Source organism: Actinomyces gaoshouyii (genome assembly GCF_002076915.1).
GTDB lineage: Bacteria > Actinomycetota > Actinomycetes > Actinomycetales > Actinomycetaceae > Actinomyces > Actinomyces gaoshouyii.
Genome location: NZ_CP020468.1, coordinates 769,030 through 793,219, shown reverse-complemented (window position 1 = coordinate 793,219; position 24,190 = coordinate 769,030). Strand labels below are relative to the sequence as shown.

At 72.1% G+C, this 24,190-nt stretch carries 16 protein-coding genes; 6 read left to right on the top strand and 10 right to left on the bottom strand.

The genetic code is table 11. From position 1 onward, the window contains the following. Positions 1-97: 97 nt before the first annotated feature. Positions 98-751, bottom strand: a complete 654-nt coding sequence (gene leuD, locus B6G06_RS03190; RefSeq protein WP_081170944.1) for a 3-isopropylmalate dehydratase small subunit — start codon at positions 749-751, stop codon at positions 98-100. A gap of 35 nt (positions 752-786) precedes the next feature. After that, positions 787-2,229 (bottom strand): 3-isopropylmalate dehydratase large subunit, encoded by a 1,443-nt coding sequence (gene leuC / locus B6G06_RS03185; RefSeq protein WP_080463110.1) that lies wholly within the window; start codon positions 2,227-2,229, stop codon positions 787-789. Between the two features lie 118 nt (positions 2,230-2,347). Here leuC and B6G06_RS03180 point away from each other — a divergent pair, with 118 nt between their 5' ends. The 3 genes from B6G06_RS03180 (at position 2,348) to B6G06_RS03170 (ending at position 11,187) form a co-directional block, all read left to right on the top strand. After that, positions 2,348-3,088: an IclR family transcriptional regulator gene (locus tag B6G06_RS03180; RefSeq protein WP_080463111.1), complete on the top strand. Its 741-nt coding sequence runs from the start codon at positions 2,348-2,350 to the stop codon at positions 3,086-3,088. A gap of 178 nt (positions 3,089-3,266) precedes the next feature. After that, positions 3,267-9,890, top strand: coding sequence for a DUF4011 domain-containing protein (locus tag B6G06_RS03175; RefSeq protein WP_125898881.1), 6,624 nt, complete (start codon positions 3,267-3,269; stop codon positions 9,888-9,890). Between the two features lie 157 nt (positions 9,891-10,047). Continuing rightward, on the top strand, positions 10,048-11,187 hold the full coding sequence (locus B6G06_RS03170; protein ID WP_081170940.1) for a glycosyltransferase family 4 protein: 1,140 nt from the start codon (positions 10,048-10,050) through the stop codon (positions 11,185-11,187). Positions 11,188-11,257: 70 nt separating this feature from the next. On the opposite strand, the gene nrdR is transcribed toward B6G06_RS03170, so the two are convergent. Together nrdR and B6G06_RS10025 are read right to left on the bottom strand one after the other, a co-directional pair. Next, positions 11,258-11,728, bottom strand: coding sequence for a transcriptional regulator NrdR (gene nrdR, locus B6G06_RS03165; protein WP_080463114.1), 471 nt, complete (start codon positions 11,726-11,728; stop codon positions 11,258-11,260). Between the two features lie 105 nt (positions 11,729-11,833). Continuing rightward, a complete protein-coding gene (locus tag B6G06_RS10025) occupies positions 11,834-12,520 on the bottom strand; it encodes a LysM peptidoglycan-binding domain-containing protein (protein WP_125898880.1) in 687 nt (228 codons plus the stop codon). A 248-nt stretch (positions 12,521-12,768) separates the two neighbouring features. Between B6G06_RS10025 and lexA the strand changes: the two genes are divergently transcribed. Then, positions 12,769-13,662 carry a transcriptional repressor LexA gene (gene lexA / locus B6G06_RS03155; protein ID WP_080463116.1) on the top strand — a complete coding sequence of 298 codons (894 nt, stop codon included), beginning with the start codon at positions 12,769-12,771 and terminating at the stop codon, positions 13,660-13,662. Between the two features lie 72 nt (positions 13,663-13,734). On the opposite strand, the gene B6G06_RS03150 is transcribed toward lexA, so the two are convergent. The 3 genes from B6G06_RS03150 to hflX form a co-directional block, all read right to left on the bottom strand. Beyond that, entirely contained in the window at positions 13,735-14,739 is a 1,005-nt protein-coding gene (locus B6G06_RS03150; RefSeq protein WP_080463117.1) for an L-lactate dehydrogenase, read from the bottom strand. Between the two features lie 160 nt (positions 14,740-14,899). After that, positions 14,900-16,834: an ATP-dependent DNA helicase gene (locus B6G06_RS03145; protein ID WP_164505231.1), complete on the bottom strand. Its 1,935-nt coding sequence runs from the start codon at positions 16,832-16,834 to the stop codon at positions 14,900-14,902. A gap of 101 nt (positions 16,835-16,935) precedes the next feature. Beyond that, complete coding sequence (gene hflX, locus B6G06_RS03140) at positions 16,936-18,474, bottom strand: GTPase HflX (protein ID WP_081170938.1); 1,539 nt, start codon at positions 18,472-18,474, stop codon at positions 16,936-16,938. A 201-nt stretch (positions 18,475-18,675) separates the two neighbouring features. Between hflX and B6G06_RS03135 the strand changes: the two genes are divergently transcribed. Together B6G06_RS03135 and B6G06_RS03130 are read left to right on the top strand one after the other, a co-directional pair. Then, a complete protein-coding gene (locus tag B6G06_RS03135) occupies positions 18,676-20,019 on the top strand; it encodes an MFS transporter (protein ID WP_081170936.1) in 1,344 nt (447 codons plus the stop codon). 65 nt (positions 20,020-20,084) lie between these two features. Next, on the top strand, positions 20,085-20,696 hold the full coding sequence (locus B6G06_RS03130; protein ID WP_081170934.1) for a class I SAM-dependent methyltransferase: 612 nt from the start codon (positions 20,085-20,087) through the stop codon (positions 20,694-20,696). A 104-nt stretch (positions 20,697-20,800) separates the two neighbouring features. Here the strand turns inward: B6G06_RS03130 and brnQ are convergent, their stop codons facing one another. From brnQ to miaA, 3 genes are read right to left on the bottom strand one after another with little or no spacing between them, the layout of a single operon-like run. Further along, positions 20,801-22,174, bottom strand: a complete 1,374-nt coding sequence (gene brnQ / locus B6G06_RS03125; RefSeq protein WP_081170932.1) for a branched-chain amino acid transport system II carrier protein — start codon at positions 22,172-22,174, stop codon at positions 20,801-20,803. Beyond that, on the bottom strand, positions 22,171-23,196 hold the full coding sequence (locus tag B6G06_RS03120) for a diaminopimelate epimerase (RefSeq protein ID WP_081170930.1): 1,026 nt from the start codon (positions 23,194-23,196) through the stop codon (positions 22,171-22,173). Before B6G06_RS03120 ends, brnQ begins: the two co-directional genes overlap by 4 nt. Before the next feature lie 9 nt (positions 23,197-23,205). Then, a complete protein-coding gene (miaA, locus tag B6G06_RS03115; protein ID WP_080463170.1) occupies positions 23,206-24,189 on the bottom strand; it encodes a tRNA (adenosine(37)-N6)-dimethylallyltransferase MiaA in 984 nt (327 codons plus the stop codon). Position 24,190: the final 1 nt, after the last annotated feature.

The window sequence follows — 24,190 nt, the reverse complement described above, 5'->3', positions numbered from 1 at the left end:
ACCTCCTTAGTGCCGCGCGGCGGGGCCCGCGCTCCGCCCGGCGCAGGGACGGCGGGCCAACCAAGCATAGGCGAGGCCCGGCGCCCCGCCGACCTCTTCAGGGTGTGGGCATCTGCGCAACACGGGCGGGAACAACCCGGGCAGGTGGCAGGTGGCGGGCGGGCAGGGTGGTGGGCTTGAAGGAGGGCCGCGCGGCCTCGTAGGCGCTGATGGCGTCCTCCTCGGTGAGGGTGAGCGAGATGTCGTCGAGGCCCTCCATGAGGCACCAGCGCACGTAGTCGTCGATCTGGAAGGTCGTGCGCAGGGATCCGCACGTGACGCTGCGCTCCTCGAGGTCCACAGTGATCTCAGTACCGGGCTCGTTCTCGAGGATCTTCCACAGCTGCTCGCAGTCCTCGGGGCTGATGACCCCGGCTACGAGCCCCTGCTTGCCCGCATTGCCGCGGAAGATATCGGCGAAGCGGGGGGCGAGGACCACCTTGAAGCCGTAGTCCTTGAGAGCCCACACGGCGTGCTCGCGCGAGGAGCCGGTGCCGAAGTCGGGGCCGGCCACGAGCACGGAGGCGCGCTTGTAGGCGTCCCGATTGAGGATGAAGTCGGGCTCGCCGGCGCGCCAGGCGGAGAAGAGGGCGTCGTCGAAGCCGGTGCGGGTGATGCGCTTGAGGTAGACCGCCGGGATGATCTGGTCGGTGTCGACGGCGCTGCGGCGCAGTGGGGCGCCGATACCGGTGTGGCGGATGAACTTGTCCATGGTGATCCTGCTTCCCTGTCTCGTCCCGGTGTCTCTCAGGCGGCCCGGCCGGCCGTGGCGCTCCGCCCGTCCAACGGCTCCAGGTCGGCGGGAGTGGACAGCCTGCCGCGCACGGCCGTGGCAGCGGCGACGACGGGCGAGACCAGGTGGGTGCGCCCGCCCTTGCCCTGCCGGCCCTCGAAGTTGCGGTTCGACGTCGAGGCGCAGCGCTCCCCGGGGGTGAGCTGGTCGGGGTTCATGCCCAGGCACATGGAGCATCCGGCGTTGCGCCACTCGGCGCCGAAACCCTTGAAGACCCGATCCAGGCCCTCGGCCTCGGCCTGGAGGCGGATGCGGGCGGAGGCGGGGACGACGAGCATGCGCAGGCCCGGGGCCTTGGTACGGCCGCGCACGACCTCGGCCGCGGCGCGCAGATCCTCGATGCGCCCGTTGGTGCACGAACCGAGGAAGACGGTGTCAACGGTGATATCCCGCAGCGGAGTACCGGGGGTGAGATCCATGTACTCCAGGGCGCGCTCGGCGGCGCGGCGCTCGGTCTCGTCGGCGATGGTGGCGGGGTCGGGGACGGACGCGGAGATCGGCAGGCCCTGCCCCGGATTGGTGCCCCAGGTGACGAAGGGCTCGATGTCCGCGGCGGTGAGGACGACCTCGGTGTCGAAGACGGCGTCGTCGTCGGTGCGCAGGGTGCGCCAGTACTCCAGCGCGGCGTCCCAGTCGGCGCCCCGCGGAGCGTGGGGGCGATCCTTGAGGTAGTCGAATGTGGTCTCGTCGGGGGCGATCATGCCGGCGCGGGCACCGCCCTCGATGCTCATGTTGCAGATCGTCATGCGGGCCTCCATCGACAGCTGCTCGATGGCGCGTCCCCGGTACTCGATGACGTGGCCCTGGGCTCCATTGGTGCCGATCTTCGCGATGATGGCCAGGATGATGTCCTTGGCCCCCGAGCCGGACGGCAGGTCGCCGTCGATGGTCACGCTCATGGTCTTGAAGGGGGCGACCGGCAGGGTCTGGGTGGCGAGCACGTGCTCGACCTGGCTGGTGCCGATGCCGAAGGCCAGCGCCCCGAAGGCGCCGTGGGTGGAGGTGTGGGAGTCCCCGCAGACCACGGTCATACCGGGCTGGGTCAGACCCAGCTGGGGGCCGACGGCGTGAACGATGCCCTGGTCGGCGTCGCCCAGGGAGTGGAGGCGGACCCCGAACTCGGCGCAGTTGGCGCGCAGGGTGTCGATCTGGGCGCGACTGGTGACGTCGGCGATCGGCAGATCGATGTCGAGGGTGGGGGTGTTGTGATCCTCTGTGGCGATGGTCAGCTCGGGACGACGCACCGCACGCCCGGCCAGGCGCAGCCCCTCGAAGGCCTGCGGGCTGGTCACCTCGTGGACAAGGTGGAGGTCGATGTAGAGCAGGTCCGGGGCGCCGTCCGCCCCCTGCGCAACCACATGATCCCGCCACACCTTCTCGGCGAGGGTCATTCCCATCGCATTACCCCTTCACTCAGTGCCGCTCAGTGCCGGCCACTGTCTTTCATGACACACCGTTGCCGTGGATCCTCGAGATTACTTGAGGTCTCAGCCCTCGGGATGGCAGTATCAGATTATGGACGAAGCGTTGGACTCAGCGACCAGCAGCGGTGTGGGCGTCATCGACAAGGCGGCCCTCGTCATGAGCGCCCTGGAGGCGGGCCCGGCGACCCTCGCCCAGCTCGTCTCCTCCACCCATCTGGCCCGGCCGACCGCCCATCGCATCGCCGTCGCCCTGGAGTACCACAGGCTGGTCTCACGCGACTCGCAGGGGCGCTTCATCCTCGGCCCGCGCCTGACTGAGCTCGCCTCGGCCGCCGGCGAGGACCACCTGCTCACGGCCGCCGGTCCGGTGCTGGCGGCCCTGCGGGACAAGACGCATGAGTCCGCCCAGCTCTACCGCCGTCAGGGGGATGTACGCGTGTGCGTGGCCAACGCGGAGCGCCCGATCGGCCTGCGCGACTCGATCCCGGTCGGGGCGACAATGTCCATGCTGGGCGGCTCGGGGGCGCAGGTGCTGCTGGCCTGGGAGGAGCCGGACAGGCTGCACCGGGGCCTGGTGGGGGCGCGCTTCAACGCCACAATGCTCTCAGCGGTGCGCCGACGCGGCTGGGCGCAGTCCGTGGGCGAGCGCGAGCCGGGCGTCGCCTCGGTCTCGGCCCCCGTGCGCGGCGCGAGCGGCAAGGTGATCGCGGCCGTGTCGATCTCCGGGCCGATCGAGCGCATGGGTCGCCAACCGGGCCGCGTGCACGGCGCCGTGGTCATGGCGGCCGCCCGCCGCCTGTCCGAGATCCTGCGCACCGCTGACGAGGGCTGACCCCTCCCCCGCCGAGACCGGTCGAAAACAGCACCGAGACCGGCGCACGGTGCCGCCGGACCGGTCGGAGGCGATGGCGCCACCCCGGAGGCCCGCTCGCTCCCTCCGCTGTCCTCTGTTCCAGAGGGGACTCGCATGCGAAAATATGCACCCCCATTCCGATCGAGAGGACCGTCTCTTGCCTGATGACCGACAGCCTCTCCTCCACGCCCTTCAGGCGCTCTCGGAAAGCCTCGGCCCCTACGTCCGCCGACGCCTGGCTGACGAGTACCCGAACCAGGACCGGTTATCCCCGGCGCCGTGGGACGGGGCTCCGGGGGACGCCGACCTCGATGATCTCTCCACTCAGTTCTTCGCCCTGACCGGGCGCGACAGGAGCGGCAAGTCGATCCTCAACGTCGAGTCAGGCCTGCGCAGCAGGATTCACGCCATCTGGATCGCGCGCAACCGGCTCACCCACGGTGCGAGGCTTGAGCGCTCCGAGATGCTGCTGGCGCTGAGCGAGGTCGCTGAGGTCCTCCGGATCATCGGGGATGTCGAGGCATCCGACCGGGTCTCGCAGGAACTCGCGGCTCACGCGGCTGCCGGAACCAGGATGGAGACATCGGGGGCGGAGCCCGCCGCCGGGCTCGAGTCCCTTGTCGAGCCGTTGGACACTCCCCAAGCAGGTTCTCTCGAGGAGCCGGACGCAGCGCACGAGGAGCCGACGCCCTCGGACAAGCGCGCCGAGCGCACCGCGGCCGGGGCGGCTCCGGCCGTCTCCGACCCGCTGCCCCCTGCCCACGACGAGACGGCGCGCGTCGCGGCGCCCGAGCCACCGCCTCTGCCACGGCCGACTGGGACTGGGCTCGACCTCCTCGCGGTCTCCGTCGATGCTCCCCCGGTCGTTTCCTATGCCCACGCCATCGCCGGGTCGCGCCTCGCCATGACCATCCACCTGCGGCCGGTCGATATCCGCGGCACCGACCTCGATGAACAGGGGGCTCGGCAGTGGGTTCCCCTCGAGGATGTCCGCGTCACCATCGGCGTCGAGGTTGATGGCGAGAGCGTCGCCTCCGGCCATCCTGTCATCCTGACCCGGCTCGGCGCGGAGGGGGAAGACCTCACCGTCAGCATCCTCCCGGAACGATCGGCCCTGCTCCAGGTCGACGCCCAGAGCCCCTCGCGCCTCCATCTGCTCCTCGAGTCGGCAGGCGCGCGACGCGACCTCTTCCTTGATGGTCCGGATGTCCTCACTCCGCGCCAGTGGGTGATGCGAGGCCGTCCCTCGGAGGCTGCCGCCACGTTGACCGCTTTCGTCCAGCCCCAGCAGCCCAGGCTCGCGCCGCTCTGCTCCCAGGCCGCTCAGCTGCTCGGTACAGCCACGGGATCGCCGTCCCTCAACGGCTACGAGGGCGGCCCCGCGAGGGTGAGCTCCATCGTCGCGGCAGTCTGCCGTGCCATCCAGGATGCCGGGGTGGCCTACGCGGTTCCGCCGACGAGCTGGGGGGAGTCGGGCCAGCGGGTGCGCACTGCGCAGGACGTGCTCGACAACCGTCTCGGCACCTGCCTCGACACCACGATCCTCCTGGCGAGCGCTCTGGAGTACCTCGAGATCGAGCCGCTGATCATCCTTCTTCCGGGACACGCTCTCCTTGGCTACTGGCGCACGCAGCGCCACCTCTCCGAAGATCTCACGATGCCCGGGTGGGAGCTGCTCAACCAGATCGACCTCGGAGAGATCCGCCTGGTCGAGACGACTCTCCTCACCGGCGAGGCCTCCGCCACCGCTGAACAGCTCCATCAAGCGGCCCGTCGGCTCATCGGCGTCGACGCCGCCGAGATCGATGTCGTGATCCCCGTGCGGGCGGCCCGCGAGCGCGGGGTCGTCCCCATGCCGTTGAGAACCCGTCACGAGGACGGCGAGATCGTTGAGAGCACCTATGTCGCCGCACCGCGGCCGAACACTGTCCTACTGGCCGACGAGCTCCTCCGCACCACCCGGCCCCGTCCCACGCGGAGCAAGGCCCCGGATCGGGTCGAGGCCTGGAAGGCACGGCTCCTCGATCTCAGTCTGCGCAACCGCCTCATCAACTGCTCGGATAGCGCGATCCACAGCCACAGGATCGTCGAGCTCGCGGTTCCCGAAGCGGTTATCGGATCCTTCGAAGACCTCGTGAATGCGGGGCGTGACATCACGCTGAGGCCCGCTGGCGAGCGGGCCGCCGAGGTGCGCCGCATCGGCGGCCTCTTCCGCACGGAACTCGATCCTCCGCAACTCGCTCCGCTGCTGGCGGACCACCGCGAGGTCGAGGTCGATCTGGGTGAGGGCACTTATGACCCGATCCTGCGCCGTCTGCGCTCCACCGCCAGGACCCTCGCCGAGGAGACCGGCGCCAACAACCTCTACCTCGCCCTCGGCTCACTCGTCTGGAAGACGGGCGGCACGACCATCCGTTCCCCCCTCGTCTTCGTCCCCGTCGACCTCGAGCGCCGCTCAGCCCACAGCCCCTTCCGCCTGCGGATCGATCCCTCGGGCACAACCACCCCCAACTACTCCCTCGTCGAGCGCCTCCGGATCGATCTCGGCCTCGACCTCACGGAGCTGAGTGAGCCAGAGGAAGATGCCGCCGGCCTGAACCTCCCGCGGCTCTTCGAGGTCGTGCGCCGAGTGCTCGCGGACAACCGCCTGCCCTTCCATGTCGAGGCGACGACGTACCTCGGCATCTTCCAGTTCGGCACCTTCCGCCTGTGGAAGGACCTCGAGGAGTCGTGGAAGGAGATCGCCCGCAATCCCCTCGTCCGCCACCTCATCGAGACGCCCGACCAGCAGTTCGCCGACCCACAGGCGCATGCCCCGGTGGTCGGCCTCGAGCAACTCCTGCCCCGGCTCCCGGTGGCGGCTGACGCCTCGCAGGCCGAGGTCGTCGCCCAGGCGCTCAGCGGGCGCACGATCGTCGTCGAGGGCCCACCCGGCACCGGCAAGTCCCAGACGATCACCAACGTCATCGTCAGCGCCATCGCGCAAGGCCGTAAGGTTCTTTTCGTCGCCGAGAAGCAGGCGGCGCTCGAGGTCGTAGCCAGGCGCCTGCGCGACGCGGGCATCGGCGGGCTCCTCCTCGACCTCCATGATCGCAAGCAGTCCCCGGACGCCGTGCGTCGGAAGATCCTCGCCGCGATGGATCTCGAGGCCCACCCGGACCGCATCACCTTGCAATCCCGGATGGCTCTGGCCGGAGCCGACAGCGCCAGACTCGCCGAGTACCGCGCCTCCCTGCACGGGCGCAGCCCGAGCGGCATGTCCTTCTACAGTGCCCGAACGGCCGAGATCGCATACTCCGGTCACAGGGCCGGGAGCCTCACGATCACGCCCGCGCAGCTCGCCGCGATGACGGACGGCGACGTCGCTTCTCTGCGCACGAGCATCCCGTCCGTCGGCACGTGCCTGGACCGTTACCGCGACGTGCTCGTCGGCTCCGAGCCCGTGATCTCCCAGCCTCTCGACGACGTCTCCCTCTCAGAGGTCCTCGCCGCCACCGCGCGTTGGGATAGCGTCATCTCGAGCGGCGACGACGAGCTCCTAGCCGCCGTCGGGACAATGCCCGACCATGAGTTGGAGACTGCCGCCCTCATCCTCGAAGATCCCGTCCTCGATACTCGTGTCCTCGACCTCATCGCGGACCCATCATGGGTGCGCGACGCCCAGTGGCTCCTCCAGCAGCTCGACGCCGAGGCCACCGACCTGCGCCCGGCCCTCACCTACTACCGGGAGAGCGTCCTCGACGAGCCCCTCGACGCGGTCAGGGAGAGCCTCATCAACGCCAAGCACGCCTTCTTCAGCAAGTCCAAGAAGGCCGAGAAAGCACTCGCCCGGCTCGCCGGCCACCGCAGCGGCAAGCCCATGCCCGACGACGCCGCCGCGCTGCTCGGCATCGTCGACGAGCTCATCGCACTCGCCCGCCGCCGCGACCAACTGCGCGAGCGGCACGCGGCTCTACTGCCGTGGACCGCCGCGATGATCCGCAACTGGACGCCTTTCGACAGACCCGCGGCCGCAGCCTCCGGGGACAGGCTGCGCCAACTGCTCGAGCGGGCTCATCTGGCCGCCGCAGGGCAGCGCAGCCAGACGCGGATCATTGTCGCCGCATGCGCGATCCGGCCGGACCGCTCGGCAATCGCGGGATGGATGCGCGCGTACTCCCGGGCCCGTGAGGGACTGACGGCACTGAGCCGAGTCGGCATCGGGCGAGGTGCTATCGAGGCCCTCCTGCCGATGCCCGCCCCGCGCCGAGAACGGGTCCTCCGAGGCTGGAGCGAGTTCCTCAGCGCCGGGACGGAGTTCCGCCGCCTCGGCCTCGCATCCTGCCTCGACCAGCTCCGGCGAGGCGAGGTGCTGTCCTCGGATGCCTCCACCGCCCTCGAGATCGGTCTCATCCACGCCACGCTCGAATCGCAGCGGGAGCGAGGCCGCCTCGACGAGTTCGATGCCGAACGGCAGAACACCACCGTGGCCCAGTACGCAGCGGTGCTCGACGAGATCCGCAGTATGCTGCCCGAGGCGCTCGTCGAGGACGCTCTTATCGCCCGGGGCCACGCCCTGGCGAGTGAGGGCCTGCGACTGGCCAATCTGCGCACCGCTCTGGAGCGCAAGCGTAAGAAGCGGAGGATCCGCGATCTCATCGGTGAGTTCGGCGACCTCATCACCTCCCTCACCCCATGCGTCCTCGTCTCCCCGGACTCGGTGGCGCGGTTCTTCCCCGCCAACCGCCAGGACTTCGATCTCGTCGTCTTCGACGAGGCCTCCCAGATCACGGTCGCCGCCGCCATCGGAGCCATGGGGCGCGGTCGTAGCGTCATCATCTGCGGGGACTCCAAGCAGATGCCTCCGACATCCTTCGCCGAGCTCTCACGAGATGACGACGGCGAGGACGACATCGTCGACGAAGAGTCGATCCTCAGCGAGTGCGTGGCCGCGCACGTCCCACGGTTCTGGCTGTCCTGGCACTACCGCAGCAGGGTCGAATCCCTCATCGCCTTCTCCAACGCCGCGTACTACCAGGGCCGACTGTCCTCGTTCCCGAGCCCCAGGTCGGCCGAGCGGGACGATGGTCCCCATGGCTTCGGCATCAGCCTGCGCCACGTCGACGGCCACTTCGTGCGCAGCGTCCCGCGCGGGCAGTCGCGCAAGACCTATCGCACGAACCAGGCGGAGGCCGAGGCCATCGTTGAGGAGATCCAGCGCCGATTCGACGACGATCCCACCGATCCCGAGGGACCATCGGTCGGTGTCGTCACGTTCAACATCCAGCAGCGCGATCTCATCGAGGCCCGCCTGCGCGAGCTCGACGATCCGAGGATCACTGCCTCGCTCGACGCGGCCGGGGGTATCTTCGTCAAGAATCTCGAGAACGTCCAAGGAGATGAGCGGGACGCGATCCTGTTCTCCGTCGCCTTCTCGGCGGGGGAGGACGGACAGGTCCCGCTCAACTTCGGGCCCCTCAATCGACATGGCGGGGAGCGCCGTCTCAACGTCGCGATCACGAGGGCGCGGGCCCAGGTCGTTCTCTTCTGCTCCTTCGACCCGGCATCGCTCCACGCGGAGCGCAGCACCTCGACGGGGCTGCAGGACCTCAAGCGCTACCTACTGCTCGCCGAGCACGGCACGGGAGCTCTGCCCGCGCGCGCGGCGGGTCAGGCGCGCCCCGACGGGCACCGCGAGGAGATCGCGGCAGCCCTGCGCGCACGGGGATTGGCCGTGCGCACCGACGTCGGCCTGTCCGACTTCCGCATCGACCTCGTCCTCGCCCCTGGTGATCGCCCCGACGAACCGAGGGTGGCCGTCATGCTCGACGGCCCGAACTGGGAGAGCCGGCGCACCTCCTATGACCGCGACGTGCTGCCGACGAGGGTACTCGCGCGCATGATGCACTGGCCGGGAGTCGAGCGGATCTGGATGCCGGAGTGGCTCCGGGACCCGGAGGCAGTCGTCTCCCGTCTTGTCGGCGCCGTCGAGCATACGCAGGACTACGGCGAGCAGCACGACGGCGCCGCTGCCCCGGGCCTGCCCGCACCCGCAGTCCCGGCCTCGATTCTGGATCTCGCCGCGGCCTCTGAGACCGGACCGGCTGACCGAGGTGAGGCCGGCCCAGTCCGGGCCTTGACGCCATTCGAACAGGCCGGCGCGTCGCCGCACGCCACGGCAGCGCCCGACCACGCCGCCGCCGGGACCGCCACGGCAGCGCCAACGTCTCACGCGCGGACGGAGCGGCGCAGGGATCTCAGCGCCGTCGTCGACTTCGTGCCGTACGAGCCGAACGAGCGCCTTGAGCGCGCGCTTCTCGACGAGGCGGCGACGAATCCCCGGGCCCGCGCGATCATACGTGAGGCAGCAGAGCGGATCTGCGAGCAGGAGTATCCGATCGCACGAGAGCGGCTGCTCAGCTTGGTCTGCTACGACTTCGGCATGCAGCAGGCACGAAGCGTGAGGAAACAGCAGATCCTCACCCTCATCCGCAGCGCGCGAGTCTTCACCGACCCGGACGGCTTCGTCTGGCCGGAGGGCGTTGATCCGGCTGGTCTGACCGGCTACCGCCGTTATCCGTACGACTTCGTCGCCATCGAGGAGATCCATCCGCGCGAGCTGGACAACTACGTGCGAGAGCGCATGGGGGCAGAGGGCGGGCTCGATGACGAGCAGTTGCTGCACGACCTGCTCGCAGGGCTGTCGTTATCGACGCACCGCAAACTCACCGCATCCGTGCGCCACATGCTCACCCAGTCGATGGCGCGGGTCGGGGGGCGGGGGCGCTACCTGTCGGACTGACCCGTCACGCTGCGGCGCCGCCGACGGTGGGGCGGTGGTCATCGTGGGCCCCGCCGTCCTCACTGGTGTTGTCCTGCGGTCGGCCGACGGCGAGGTCGGGGAACCGGTCTCGCCGCTGTTTTCGACCGGTCTCGGAGAGGTCTTCTAGACTCTCGGCATGCGCCGGACACTTCTCGTCACGAACGATTTCCCGCCCGTCGTGGGCGGGATCCAGTCCTACCTCGACGACTACGCCCGCCGCCTGCCGGCCTCGGATCTGACCGTCCTGGCCTCCACTCCCCCCGAGGGCCCCGAGACCGCCGCGGCCTTCGACTCCGAGGTTCCCTTCGACGTCGTCCGCATGCCCACCCGCATGCTCCTGCCCACGCCGGAGGTGCGGGGTAGGATGCGGGGGATCATCGCCGAGCGCGGTATCGAGACCGTCTGGTTCGGCGCCGCCGCACCGCTCGGGCTGCTCGGCCGCGCCGCGAAGCGGGCCGGGGCGAGCCGTGTCATCGCCACGACTCACGGGCACGAAGTCGGCTGGTCCATGCTACCGGGCTCCCGCCAGCTCCTGCACCGCATCCTCCGCGACGCCGACGTCGTCACCTACATCTCCGAGTACACGCTCGGCCGCCTGCGCCCCTTCATACCATCGGGCACTCTCACCGCCCATCTTCCCAGCGGCATCGACGTCGACCGCTTCCGCCCCGATCCCGCCGCCCGCACCGCGCTTCGCGCCCGCTACCGGCTGGGGGGCGCCCCGACGGTGGTGTGCGTGTCCCGGCTCGTGGCCCGCAAGGGCCAGGACTCCCTCATCGAGGCCTGGCCGCGCGTGGTGGAGCACGTCCCGGGGGCCCGCCTGGTCATCGTGGGGTGGGGCTCCTACGCGCGCCGCCTGGCGCTCCTCAAGCGTCGCTCCTCCGCCCGTGATTCCATCATCCTGACCGGCAAGGTCCCCTACGACGAACTGCCCGGGCATGTGGCCATGGGGGACGTGTTCGCCATGCCCTGCCGTACGCGCGGTGGAGGCCTCGACGTCGAGGGCCTGGGCATTGTGTTCCTCGAGGCCTCCGCGGCGGGACTACCCGTCATCGCGGGGACCAGCGGCGGTGCGCCCGAGACCGTCGTTGAGGGCGTGACCGGGAACGTGGTCGACGGGCGCGACCAGGACGCGCTCGTGGAAGCGATTATCGGCCAGCTCTCCGATGCCGATGCGCGCGCCCGGATGGGCGCCGCCGGCAGGGAGCTCATGATCGGTCGCTGGACGTGGCCGTCCCTGGTGGAACGGCTGGTCCGCGCGATCGACGAGCGCTGAGGCGACGGCGCGCGCCGATGCCGTCGTCGCCCGTCATCACCACTCGCGAACCGCGGGCCCTCCTGGTGACTCAGGCGCGGGCGGTGGGCTGGGCGGCGTGCGCCGCGCGGAGGTCGGCGATGGCCCGCTCGAAGTCCTCCAGGCTGTTGAAGTTGGAGTAGACCGAGGCGAAGCGGAGGTAGGCGACCTCATCGAGTTCGCGCAGCGGCCCGAGGATCGCCAGGCCGACCTCATGGGAGTCCACGATGGCCTGGCCGGTGGCGCGAATCGCCTCCTCCACCTTGTGGGCCAGCAGCGCGAGGTCATCATTGGAGACCGGGCGGCCCTGGCAGGCTCGGCGCACGCCCACGATCACCTTGTCCCGGGAGAAGGGCTCGACGGCGCCGGAGCGCTTGCGAATGGACAGGCTGGCCGTCTCGATTGTCGTGTAGCGCCGACCGCAGGCCGGGCACTCGCGGCGACGGCGGATGGCCAGGCCGTCATCGGAGGTCCGGGAATCGACCACACGGGAGCCGTCGTGGCGGCAGAAGGGGCAGTGCACGCGGGCTCCTCGGGGTTGAAGCATGGCCTGTGACGTGGAGCCTAGGCGCCCACCGCCGTCGCCGCAAGGAGCCGCATGCCCAGCGATCCCCCTCTGGGCGATTCGTCAGCGGACAGGGACGACGAGGGTCTGCCCCGGGTGGATCGTTGAGGAGTGGAGATCATTGAGGTCCACGATCTGCGCCATGGCCTCGGACACGTCCGGGGCGCCCGTGGCGGCGGCGACGTCCCACAGGGACTGGCCCTCCTGGACCGTGGCCGTGGAGGTCTCCACGGGGGCCATGAGACCACTGCCGATGATCCCTGCGGCGGCGGCCAGGGCGAGTAGGACGACGATCATCATCGAGACGGCGCCCCAGCGCATCGGCGCCGGCAGCGAGGCGAGAGCTCCCCGAGAGGCCTCTTGCGCAACGGCGCGCCTCTGGGCGCCGCGGATGGCGGGATGAGCCGGCGCGAGGCCCGCGAGTTCGGCGAGCCCCACGCGGGAGGGCGGCGCAGCCGCCCTGGGCGCGGCAGCCCGGCGAGCATCCGAGGCGGGGCACGGGCGGGCGGAGCGCGGCGCACTCGGGCGCCGGCGCAGGTCGGCGGGAGCCGCGATGGCAGGAAGCTCCGGGACATCCGCCCCGGTGACGAGATGTAGGTGCGGGCGGTGAGGCTCCCCGGCGGCTCGCACCGGAAGCGCCTCCTGCCCGGCGATCTCCGCGCGAGGGGCTGAGGGCGCCGAGTGCGCGGACAAGGGTGTGACCATCCGCAGGCGGCGGGACGGCTGCGGCGGGAGTGCGAGTGCGCTCACAGGGAACCTCCTAGAACACATGTTCGACGAACAGATGTTCGAAGAATAGCGAGTCCGGCGCGACACGTCCAGCATCTTTCGAACATGTGTTTGAATGAGTGGCGGGCCGGCCGTATGGTTGACGGCAATCAGGACATCACCGGGCACTGACACGAATCCGGCGCCCTTAATCGCCCGTTCCGGGCCCGTGGTCGCCGCAGTGCCCCGGCCCGATCCAGCAGACCGCCCGCACTATCGAGGAGATCGCGATGAGCACGTCCCGCGGCAGCGACCGCCCCACGAAGGCACGAGCCGGGAGACCGGCCGCGCGGCGGGCGGAGGGGGGTGCCGCGCAGGGGAGCCCCCACCGGGATGACACCCCCGGTGCGGGGGGCGCCGAGGGCGCTCGCAGCGCGACCAGTGGCGATCGCATCCTGGCGAGCCTCGATGAACGCGCCCGCGCGGTCTACGAGGCCGTGCGCGACGCCGTCGTCGATCACGGCTACCCGCCCTCGATGCGCGAGATCGGGCAGAGGGTGGGGCTCACCAGCCCGTCGTCGGTCAAGCACCAACTCGACAAGCTCGAGCGCCTCGGCCTGGTGCGCCGCGATCCCAAGCGGCCACGCGCCCTGGAGGTCATCGTCCCCGAGGAGCCCGAGGCCCTCGCCTCCACGGTCGCCGCTGAGGGGCCCGCGCTCCAGGTGGCCCCCCGCCCGACCAGCCCCTCCCCCGCCACTCCCGCGGCCCTGCCCATGCTGCCGGGAGTGGCCGAGGGGGAGGCCGTGGCAGTGCCCCTCGTGGGGCGGATCGCGGCGGGCTCGCCCATCCTGGCCGAGCAGGAGGTCGAGGACGTCATGGCCCTGCCCCGGCGCCTGACCGGCTCCGGGGAGCTCTTCATGCTCCAGGTTCACGGGGACTCGATGATCGACGCCGCCATCTGCGACGGCGACTGGGTGGTGGTCCGCGCCCAGTCCGACGCCGCCAACGGGGAGATCGTCGCCGCCATGCTCGACGACGTCGATGGCGCCTCGGCCACGGTCAAAGTCCTGTCCCGCAAGGACGGGCACCAGTGGCTCCTGCCGCGCAACCCAGACTACGCGCCGATCCCGGGCGATGGCGCCACCATCATGGGACGGGTCGTCACCGTCCTGCGCGCGCTGTAGCGAGCGGCGCGCGGCGACGGCGCCCCCATCCACAATCGGATGGGGGCGCCGTCGCCGTGCGGGCGCGAGGCCTCAGTAGCCCAGGCCGCGGGCGACCTCGCGCAGGCGCTGGGCGGATGCGGTGAGGCGGTCGCGCTCATCGAGGGTCAGGGGCAACTCGAGCCGGCGCCCGGCGCCCTCACGGCCGACGATCGTCGGGACCGCCATGCACACGTCCGAGATGCCGTGCCAGTTCTCCAGCAGCGGGGAGATGGTGAGCACGCGCTGCTCATCGTTGAGGATGGCGCCGATGATCTTCTGCACGGCCAGGCCGACGGCGTAGTTGGTCACGCCCTTGCCCTCGATGATGCGGTAGGCGGAGCGGACGACGTCGTGGGCGATGCGGTCGCGCTTGGCCTGGTCGAAGGTGCCGCCGTCGAGGGTCTTGCCCCACTGGGTGATCGGCACGCCGCCGATCTCGCAGCTCGACCACAGGGCGACCTCGGAGTCGCCGTGCTCGCCGGCGATGTATCCGTGGATGTTCTGGGTGGCGGTGCCGGTCTCCAGGGAGACGAGGTAGCGCATGCGGGCGGTGTCCAGGACGGTACCGGAGCCGAAGACCTGGTTGTCGGGAAGGCCCGTGATCTTCCGAGCGCAGTAGGTGACGACGTCCACCGGGTTGGCCACGAGGAGGAAGATGGCGTGCGGGGCGACCTCGACGAGCTTGGGCAGGATCTTCTCCATGATGCCCACGGTGGCGCCGGCGAGCTCGAGACGGGACTGGCCGGGCTTCTGCTTGGCCCCGGCGGTGATGGCGATGACGTCGGCGTCGCGGCAGATCTCCGGGTCGTCGGAGCCGGAGACGGCGCCCGCGGAGGTGAACTGGATGCCCTGGGCGATGTCGAGGGCCTCGGCCTCGACCCTCTCCTTGGCGATGTCCTGCAGGACGATCTCGCGTGCCACGCCCTTGGTCACGCAGGCATAGGCGAGGGTGGAGCCGACGGCTCCGGCGCCGATGATGGCGACCTTCGAGGGGCGGCCGGACCTGCCCGTCGGGTAGGAACCTTCAGCAGTGTTGGTGATCGCGGCGTCGGACACGGGAAACCTCCAGATCTTCGTGGGACGGGCCGTTCGGCCCAGGGCCCAGCCTAGTCGCAAGAGGCGCGCGCCACAGCGGCCCTAAGCCCCGAAGTCGCATGACTCGGCGTCGCCCCCTCGGGCGCCACCGGCGGGGCGTCCCCGCCGGTCTCACGCTCATCTAGTGCCCGGCCGCCGCGAGCCGCCTGAGCGCCCCGAGGACGACCTCTCGCTCGGTCGTGGGCCACAGGGACGGCATGGAGCGGGTCAGGAAGGCCCCGTAGCGGGCGCGGCGCAGCCGGGGGTCGAGAACGGCCACGACGCCGCGGTCCTCCGAGCTGCGCACGAGCCGACCCGCGCCCTGGGCGAGCAGGAGCGCGGCGTGCGTGGCGGACACGGACATGAAGCCGTTGCCTCCCGCCGCGCTGACGGCCTCGGCGCGGGCGTTGGCCACGGGATCGTCCGGGCGGGGGAAGGGGATGCGGTCGATGATGACGAGCCGGCAGGCCCTCCCCGGCACGTCCACGCCCTGCCACAGGCTCAGGGTGCCCACGAGGCAGGAGTCCTCGTCCTCGGCGAAGGCGCGCACGAGCGTGGGCAGCTGGTCCTCCCCCTGGGCGTGGACGGTCAGCCCGGTGGCGCCGCGCAGCAGGGAGGCGGCCTCCTCGGCGGCCCGCCTGGAGGAGAACAGGCCCAGCATCCCACCGCCGGAGGCCTCGGTGAGGGCGAGGACCTCGTCGAGCGCGGCCTCGGAGATGCCCTTCTGGGGGCGGGGCAGGTGCGTGGGGGTGTAGAGGATGCCCTGGCGGGCGTAGTCGAAGGGCGTGCCGACGTCGATCCCGTCCCACGCGGTGGTTCCCAGCGCGAGGCCCAGCGCCCGCGCCATGGGGTCGAAGCTCCCGCCCAGCGCGAGGGTCGCCGAGGTCAGCACGGCGGCCCGACCCTCGAGGAGGGAGTCGGCAACGCTGCCCGCCACGTCGATCGGTGCGAGCATGAGGCGCGGTGGGTCGGCGCCCATGCGGGGCCTCTCGATCCAGGCCACATCCCGGCGGGCCTCCACACTGCCCGAGGTCATGCGCTCGACGGCGTCGAGGAGGTCGGCGACGGCGGTGCGCGCCAGGGCTATTGCGCCGGCGTCCCCTGAGCGGGCCTTGGCGGCCTCTCGGATGTCGCCGGCCACTTGCCGGGCGGCTCCGTCGAGATTGATGAGGGAGTCGCGGAGGGCCTGGGGCAAGCCCGCCTCGAGGCGCCCATCGGGCAGATCGGCGAGCGCGAGCTGGAGGACCTGACCGGCGGCCTCCAGGTCGGCGGCGATGACGCCGGCATTCTTGCGGGCGGTGGCGGCCACGCGCATGACGGCGGCGGCGGATAGGCTCACGGTCCCCTGCGAGCGGACCCGGTCGGCGAGCTCGTGGGCCTCGTCGACGACGACGATGTCGTGCTCGGGCAGGACGTTCGGATTGCCGGCGGCGGCGATGCCGAGCATCGCGTGGTTGGTGATGATCAGATCCGCCTCGCCGGCGGCGGCGCGGGCGCGCTCGGGGAAGCAGTCGTCGTGGAAGGGACAGGAGGCGCCCAGGCACTCGGCCCTGGAGACGGAGACCTGCGCCCAGGCGCGGTCCGTCACCCCCGGGACGAGGTCGTCGCGGTCGCCAGTGCCCGTGGTGGAGGCCCACTCGCGCAGGCGCAGCACCTGCTCGGCCAGACTGGTGGATGCCGCCTGCCCCAGGCGGGCGGGGGCCAGGGCGCTGGCGGCGGAGAAGAGCGAGTCCGCGTCGTCGCCCTCGGGGTAGCCCCCGGCCACGCGGTGGCGGCACAAGTAGTTCTGCCAGCCCTTGAGAAGGGCGATCGACGGGGCGCGGCCGGTGGCCTCCTGGACGGCGTCGGCGGCCAGCGGCGCATCCTTGGTGAGGATCTGCCTTTGAAGGGCGAGCGTGGCGGTGGAGACCACGGCCCGCTCCCCCGCCTCGACGGCGCGGGCGAGCACGGGCACGAGGTATCCCAGCGACTTCCCGGTGCCGGTGCCGGCCTGCACCATGAGATGGGTGCCGTCGGCCAGGGCCTGGCAGACCCGGCAGGCCATCTCCTCCTGTCCGGCCCGGGGGCTGCCGCCCATGGCGTCGACGGCGCGGGCGAGGGCCGCCAGCGCTGTCAGCGCGGCGGGGTACGGGCCCTCGGCGCCCTCGGCGCCGCCGGGTGAGCCCACCACCCGATCGCTCACAGGGCCGCGCCGGTGAGCTCGGCGGCGAGAGAGGCGCTGACCCTGGCGACCAGGCGCGTCCCGGCCTCGACGTACTCGATGGACTCGATCTCGCCGTCGGCGTGGACGCGCGAGACAAGATCTCCCCGCGAGTAGGGCACGACGACGTCGACGGGCACATCCGGGCGGGGCAGCAGCTCCTCCAGGCGCTCGCGCAGCTCCTCGACGCCCTCGCCGGTGCGCGCCGAGACGGCCAGGGCCCCGGGCAGCTGGGAGCGCAGGGCCACGAGCGTCATCGGATCGGCGAGATCGGCCTTGTTCAGGACGATGAGCTCGGGGACCTCCAGGGCTCCGGGGATCTCCGCCAGGACGGTGCGCACGGCGGCGATCTGGGATGGAGGGTCGGGGTGGGCGGCATCGACGACGTGCAGGACGAGGTCCGCCTCGGCGACCTCCTCGAGGGTGGAGCGGAAGGCCTCGATGAGCTCGTGGGGCAGGTTGCGCACGAAACCAACCGTATCGGTGAGCGTGTAGACGCGCCCGTCGGAGGCCTGGGCGCGGCGCACCGTGGGGTCGAGGGTGGCGAAGAGGGCGTCCTGCACCATGATCCCCGCACCGGTGAGGCGGTTCATGAGGGAGGACTTACCGGCGTTGGTGTACCCGGCGATGGCGACGCTCGGGATGGGGCCGCGACGGCGCGAGCCGCGCTTGACCTCGCGCGAGGGCGCCATGGCCCTGATCTCGCGGCGGAGCTTGGCCATGCGCTCGCGGATGCGGCGCCGATCGAGCTCGATCTTCGTCTCGCCGGGACCGCGCGAGCCGATGCCCTGTCCCCCGGCGACGCGCCCGCCGGCCTGGCGGGACATGGACTCGCCCCATCCGCGCAGGCGCGGCAGCAGGTACTCCAGCTGGGCGAGCTCCACCTGGGCCTTGCCCTCGCGGGACTTGGCGTGCTGGGCGAAGATGTCGAGGATGAGGGCGGTGCGGTCGACGACCTTGACCCGCACGACGTCCTCCAGGGCACGGCGCTGGGAGGGGGCGAGCTCGCCGTCGACGATCACCGTGTCCGCCCCCGCAGCCGAGACGATCTCGGCGAGCTCCTTGGCCTTCCCGCTGCCCAAGTAGGTGGCGGGATCGGGGTGGTCACGGCGCTGGATGACGGCGTCGAGGACCTCGGAGCCGGCGGTCTCGGCCAGGGCGGCGAGCTCGGCCAACGAGGTCTCGGCGTCCTGCGCCCCGGCAGGGCCTCCCGCGGCGCGCGGCAGGTCGAGGCCCACGAGCACGACCTTCTCCAGGCGGATCCGGCGGTACTCGACCTCGCTGACGTCCTCCAGTTCGGTGGACAGGGAGGCGACGCGCCGCGTGGCGGCACGGGCCTCCCGCTCCAGGGAGCCGTCGTCGCTCTCGCGGTTCTCGCGCTGGGAGGCGGTGGAGGCTAGAGCGGTCCCCCGGCGGGAGAGGATGCGGGCGACGATCTCCTCGGCGCGGGCCTCAGCGGCGTCGGCGGCCTCGGCGTCGTCAGGCCGACCGGCGGTCTGAGGAGTGGGGTGGGTCACTGAAGTCCTTCGGAATCGCGTGAGGCGGGCCCGGAGCGGGGCTCGACGGGCCGACTGATCTGGCGCGGCGGTCCGGACAGCCGCATGGGCGGCGCCTGCTGGCCGCCGGTCACGGCATCCGGGTGATCCACATGAGCGCATCATAGCGCAGTCGCACCCGCTCACCGGAGGCTCGGCGCTCGTCGGCGCTAGTCTCGGCACGTGAGCCCATCGCCGACGACGCAGGCCCCCGCGCCGCCGCCATCACCGCGCGCCCTGCTGACCACGAGGCTGGGCCACCTGGCGATGGCGATGCTCGTCGTCGAGCTCCTGGCGGGGATGCAGACCTACATCAACCAGACGGTCCTGCCGCTGCTGGCCACCGACCTCGACGCCCGCGACTCCTACGGCCTGGTCACGGCCGCCGCCCAGGTGCCCGCGTTCCTCACGATGCCTCTGGGCGGTGCGATGCTGGAGCGCTGGCGCGTCGGCGCCCTCATGACGGCTCTGACCGCGCTGCTCACGGCGGGCGCCGTCATCAGCGCGCTCGCGACCACGATCTGGGGGTACATCCTGGGCGAGGTGCTGCGCGGCCTGGCGGCGGGGGCCCTCGCCACCGTGTCGATGGGGGTCCTCGTGGCTGGGATGCCGGATGCCTGGCGGCGCCTGTACGCGGCGGCGGGATCGGCGATGTGGGTGGTCTCCTCCCTCATCGGGCCCGCCTACGCCGCGGCCCTGAGCGCCGCCGCCGGGTGGCGCTGGGCGCTCGTGGGCTACCTGCCCATCCTCGTGGCGGCGCGAGCGGCGATGGCGCACGAGGCGGCGGGCCTGCGTGTGCGCGGGGACGACAGCGCGCCATGGATCCCCGCACTGGCAATGGCGGGCGGGGTCGGCGCGATCGGCGCGGCCCAGGCGACGCTCCCCTGGTTCTGGCCGATGGCGGGCCTCGGGATGGTCCTCGTGGTGGGAGCCTGCGCGCGCGTCTTCCCCGCGGGCTCCCTGCGGCTGGTGCGCGGGCGCAGGGCCGCCGTCGGGACCCTGGCGTGGCTGTGCTCCCTCTACTTCACGATCGACCTGGTGGTGGCGCCGGCCGCCCATGACGTGCTGGAGCTGGGCCCGGGCGCGATCGGCTGGGCGCTCACGACGGCGGGCGTGTGCTGGTCGGTCATCGCAATGCGCTGCGGGGCGCGTCCCGCCCGCGATCCCCGGCTCCTGCGGCACCGCACGGCCCTGGCGGGGATCGCCTTCGCCTCCGGGGGCGCGCTCATGATCGTGGCCCTGGCCGGCACCGCCCCCTGGTGGTGCCTGCATGCGGGTTTCGGGGTCCTCGGGGCAGGGATGGGGCTGACGAACCAGGATGCGTGGCTGCGAGTCATCACCGCGCCCGAGATCGATGACGGCATCAGCCAGGCGCGCGCCGCCACCTCCGCCGCCCTGGCCACGCTCGTGACCGCCGCCGTGGCCCCGACGACGGCCGGGGTCGAGGCGCGCCTGCTCGTCCCCGTGCTCATCGTGCTCGTGGTGGGGCTGGCCGCCACTCCCCTGCTCGCCCGGCGCATGGATTGAGCAGGCCCGGGACCGCCCCCTCACCTGCCCGGCCCGGCGTCCTCGACGGCGGGTAGCCTGGAGGCGTGAGCGACCAGCACTACTTCACCGCCTCCCCGGCCGCCCGGGCCGCTGAGCGCTGCCACCGGTTCACGATCCGGGGCCGCGAGGTGGAGGTGATCACGGCCTCCGGCGTCTTCAGCGCGGACCGGGTGGACAAGGGCACGCAGGTACTGCTGGACCACGTGCCCGATCCGCCCAAGACCGGCCGCTTCCTGGACCTGGGCTGCGGCTGGGGCCCGATCGCCCTGGCCCTGGGCTCGGCCTCCCCGGCTGCACAGGTCCTGGCCGCCGACATCAACGAGCGCGCCGTGGACCTCACCGCGCGCAACGCCGAGGCCGCTGGGCTGGGAGGCGTGCGTGCGGCCTCGGCCGACGCACTCCTCGCTGAGCTGCGGGCCTCCGGGCGGCGCCTGGACCTCATCTGGTCCAACCCCCCGGTGAGGATCGGCAAGGAGGCGCTGCACGCGCTCCTGACGGACTGGCTGCCCCTCCTGGCCGACGACGGCGAGGCCTGGCTCGTCGTCGGCAAGAACCTGGGGGCGGATTCGCTGGCCACCTGGCTCGCATCCCAGGGCTGGGCGGTGGCACGGGAGGCCTCAGCCAAGGGATTCCGGGTCCTGCGCGTCAGCCGCTGAAAGCGCTGACGTCCGCGCCGCCCCCGTGCCGCCGGCCGCGGGATCGATGCGGTGGGCGGACTCGCCGGTGCTGGGCGTCACCGGCGCGCCCTAGGACTCGCAGCTCAGTACCTCGAAGCGATGGCCCGCCGGACCTCGTCGGGAACGTCACTGGTGTCGCTGGCGGGTCGGCTCCACCGGCCTGTGGCGATATCCACGCCGATCGAGAGCACCGCGACGATGACCACCGGCAGGATCCATCCGGTCGAGTTGTCCCAGGCGCCGGTGCGCGCAAGCAGGTCGGAGGGCGCGGACCAGCCGGTCTCCGCGGCGGCGGAGACGGCCCCGAGGACGACGGCCAGGCTCACGGGCGCCAGGTAGGCCCAGCGCAGGTGGCCGGGGGCTGCGCTGTCGATGAGCGTGACGACGATGAGGGTGATGACGATGGGGTAGAGCAGGAGAGTGACCGGCGAGATGATGATGATCATGGCGTTCAGGCCCAGGTTGGTCAGCGCCAGCGCGACGGCGGAGCAGCCGATGGCCTGAGCGCGGAACTCGATCCGGGGCCAGGCGGTGTTGGCGTAGCCGGCCCAGGAGGAGATGAGCCCGACGGCAGTGGACAGGCAGGCGAGCACCACGATGAGCGCGAAGACCACGGTGCCGGTGGGACCGAGGGAGTCGGCGGCGGCGGCGCGCAGGAGCGATGTGCCGTCGGTGGGGTCCCCGTCGGCGCGCCTGCCGAGCAGCGCCAGGCTGCCGTAGACGGCCGCCAGGCAGATCGCGGCGATGACGCCGGCGCCGCTGGTGCCCCACAGGATCTGCTTCTCGCCGCTCATCCCCTGGGCGCGCAGGGAGGTGATGACGACGATCCCGAAGACGGTGGCCGCCAGGGCGTCCATGGTGAGGTAGCCCTGGGTGAGCCCGGCGGCCAACGGCGCGGTGGCGTAGGCGCCGGTGGCGGGCCGGTCGATCGCCTGGCCCCCGACGATCGCGGCTGCGCACAGCACCGCGATGAGGATGAGGAGCGCCGGGGTCAGGAGCTTGCCGATGCGGTCGGCCAGGCGCGAGGGCCGCAGGGACAGGGCGAGCGCGGCCGCGAAGAACCCGACGGCGTGCAGGGCCAGGGCCGGGCTGCCGGTGGGCAGCCCGGCGAGCTCCAGGAGCGGCCTCGTGGCGAGCTCGTAGGAGACGATCGCGGTCCTGGGGATGGCGTAGAGGGGGCCGATGGCCAGGTAGACGACGAGCGGGAGGACGCGTCCGAAGCGGGGCCCGACCCTCCGGGCCAGTCCGAGGATCCCCTCCCCGGAGGTGGATACGGCGATGACGCCGAGCAGCGGGAGGATGACTCCGGTGGCGATGAAGCCGATGACGACGACGCCCACCGCCTTCCCGCTGGAGGCACCGAGGGACGGCGGGAAGACGAGGTTGCCCGCCCCGAAGAACAGGGCGAAGAGCATGAGGCCGGTTGTGGCGACCCGGCGCAGATCGTGGCCGCTCATAGGACCGTCACCCGCGCGATGAGCCTGGCCTGGCCGGTGAGGATCATGCTCTCGCCCGGGCCCCCTGGGTCAGCGCCCGCATCGCCCGCATGCCCCACATGGACCCCGATCTCCTCGCCGGGGAGGAGCAGGCGGTACGACTCGGGGGCGCCCTCGCCCTCCCACTCGTGGAGCGCGGCGGCGGCGGCGCAGCAGCCCATCCCGGTGGAGGGGGCCGCCCCCGCCGACCGGCTCAGGGCCCGCCAGCGGGCCACGCCGATCACCGCCCCGCTGGCGGGGTCGGTCTCCTCGCCCAGGGGGACCACCGCGTCCAGGGCCACCGGCTCGGACGGCTCGGGCTCGTAGCGCACGGCGCTGCCGGGGCCGTCGGCACCTTCGGGGCTCGCCGCGTCGAGCTCGGCCTCGTCGGCCAGGGCGATGACGATGCGGGGGGACGCGGCGCCCGTCATGGCGACGCTCAGGCCCGCGCGGGGGCCGTCGATACCCGGGATGACGACGGCGGTGTCCCAACCGGGCCAGTCATCGTCAGCGTCGGCGGAGTCGGCACCGCCGGGGTCGGCGGTGGTCGCGGGGCGGGAGGGGATGCGCGCGGGCCCCATGTCCACGGCCCACAGGTCGCCGATCCTAGTGGCGGTGCGGGCGCCCCCGCGCGTCCCGATGGTCACCGATGCCCCCTCGGGGATCGTGTCCAGGGACTCGGCGATGAGCGTCTGGGCGAGCAGGAGCACGGCGCCGGGCGCTGTCTCGGCGACGGCCCCGTCGGCGCCGTAATGGTCCATGAACCACTCAGCCTCGGGCACGGCCGCGGCGAAGCGCTCGGCCCCGGGCAGGTTGGCAGTGCGCACGACGCGCACGAGCCCGCTGGCGCCGACGCCCGCGCGCCGGTCGCACACGGCGGCGATATCCGCCGCCGTGAGGGGGATATCGCAGTCGGGATCGACGAGCATGAGGAGGTCGTCGCCCGCCGCGCGCCCCTTGATGAGCTCGTGGCCCGCCAGGCCGGTGCGCGTCGAGGTGGTCATGCGCCCACCCTATGCGACGGGCTCGGGCTGCCCGGAATCCGCGGCCTCGACCAGTCCCAGAGCGGCGGCCAGCACCCGCTCCCGCTCGCCGTCGGGCACCGTCCCATCGGGGGCGAGGCGCGCGTCGATCCAGTGGATGCGCGGGTCGCGGCGGAACCACTTGAGTTGACGGCTCGCGAGCCGGCGGGTGGCGGCTGCCGTGGCGGCGACGGCCTCGTCGATGCTGAGACGCCCGTCGATGACGGCCAGGGCCTGGGCATATCCGATGGCGCGGCTCGCCGTCGGGCCCTCGCGCAGCCCGGCGCCGATGAGCCCGCGGGTCTCCTCGATGATGCCCGGGCCCGCCTCGGGGCGGAACATCGCCGCGGCGCGGGCGTTGATGCGGGCGCTCAGCGCCTCGCGCGGCGGGCGCAGGGCCAGGTGGACGGTGGGGGCGACGTCCTCGTAGCGGGGCAGGGCGGCGGAGAAGGGGCGGCCGGTGATGGCCAGGACCTCCAGAGCGCGCACGATGCGGCGGGTGTCGCCCTCATCGATGCGCTGGGCGGAGGCGGGGTCGGCCCCCGCCAGCTCCTCCCACAGTGCGCGGACGCCTTCGGCGCGGGCGCGCCCCTCCAGGCCCGCGCGCACGGCAGGGTCGGTGCCGGGGAAGTCGAGGGCGTCGGTGACGGCGCGGACGTAGAGGCCCGATCCGCCGACGATGAGGGCCCGCCTGCCGCGGGCCTCGATGGCGGCGAGATCGGCGCGGGCGTGCCGCTGGTAGGCGGCGACGGAGGCCTCCTGGGCGACGTCGAGGACGTCGATCTGATGGTGGGGGTAGCCGCGGCGCTCGGCCGGTGGGAGCTTGGCGGTGCCCACGTCCATGCCCCGGTAGAGCTGAGAGGCATCGGCCCCCAGGATCTCACTGCTGGCGGGCCCGTCGCCGAGGGCGTCGGCGAGGTCGAGGGCGAGGTCCGACTTGCCGGTCGCCGTCGGGCCGACGACGGCGATGCGCATG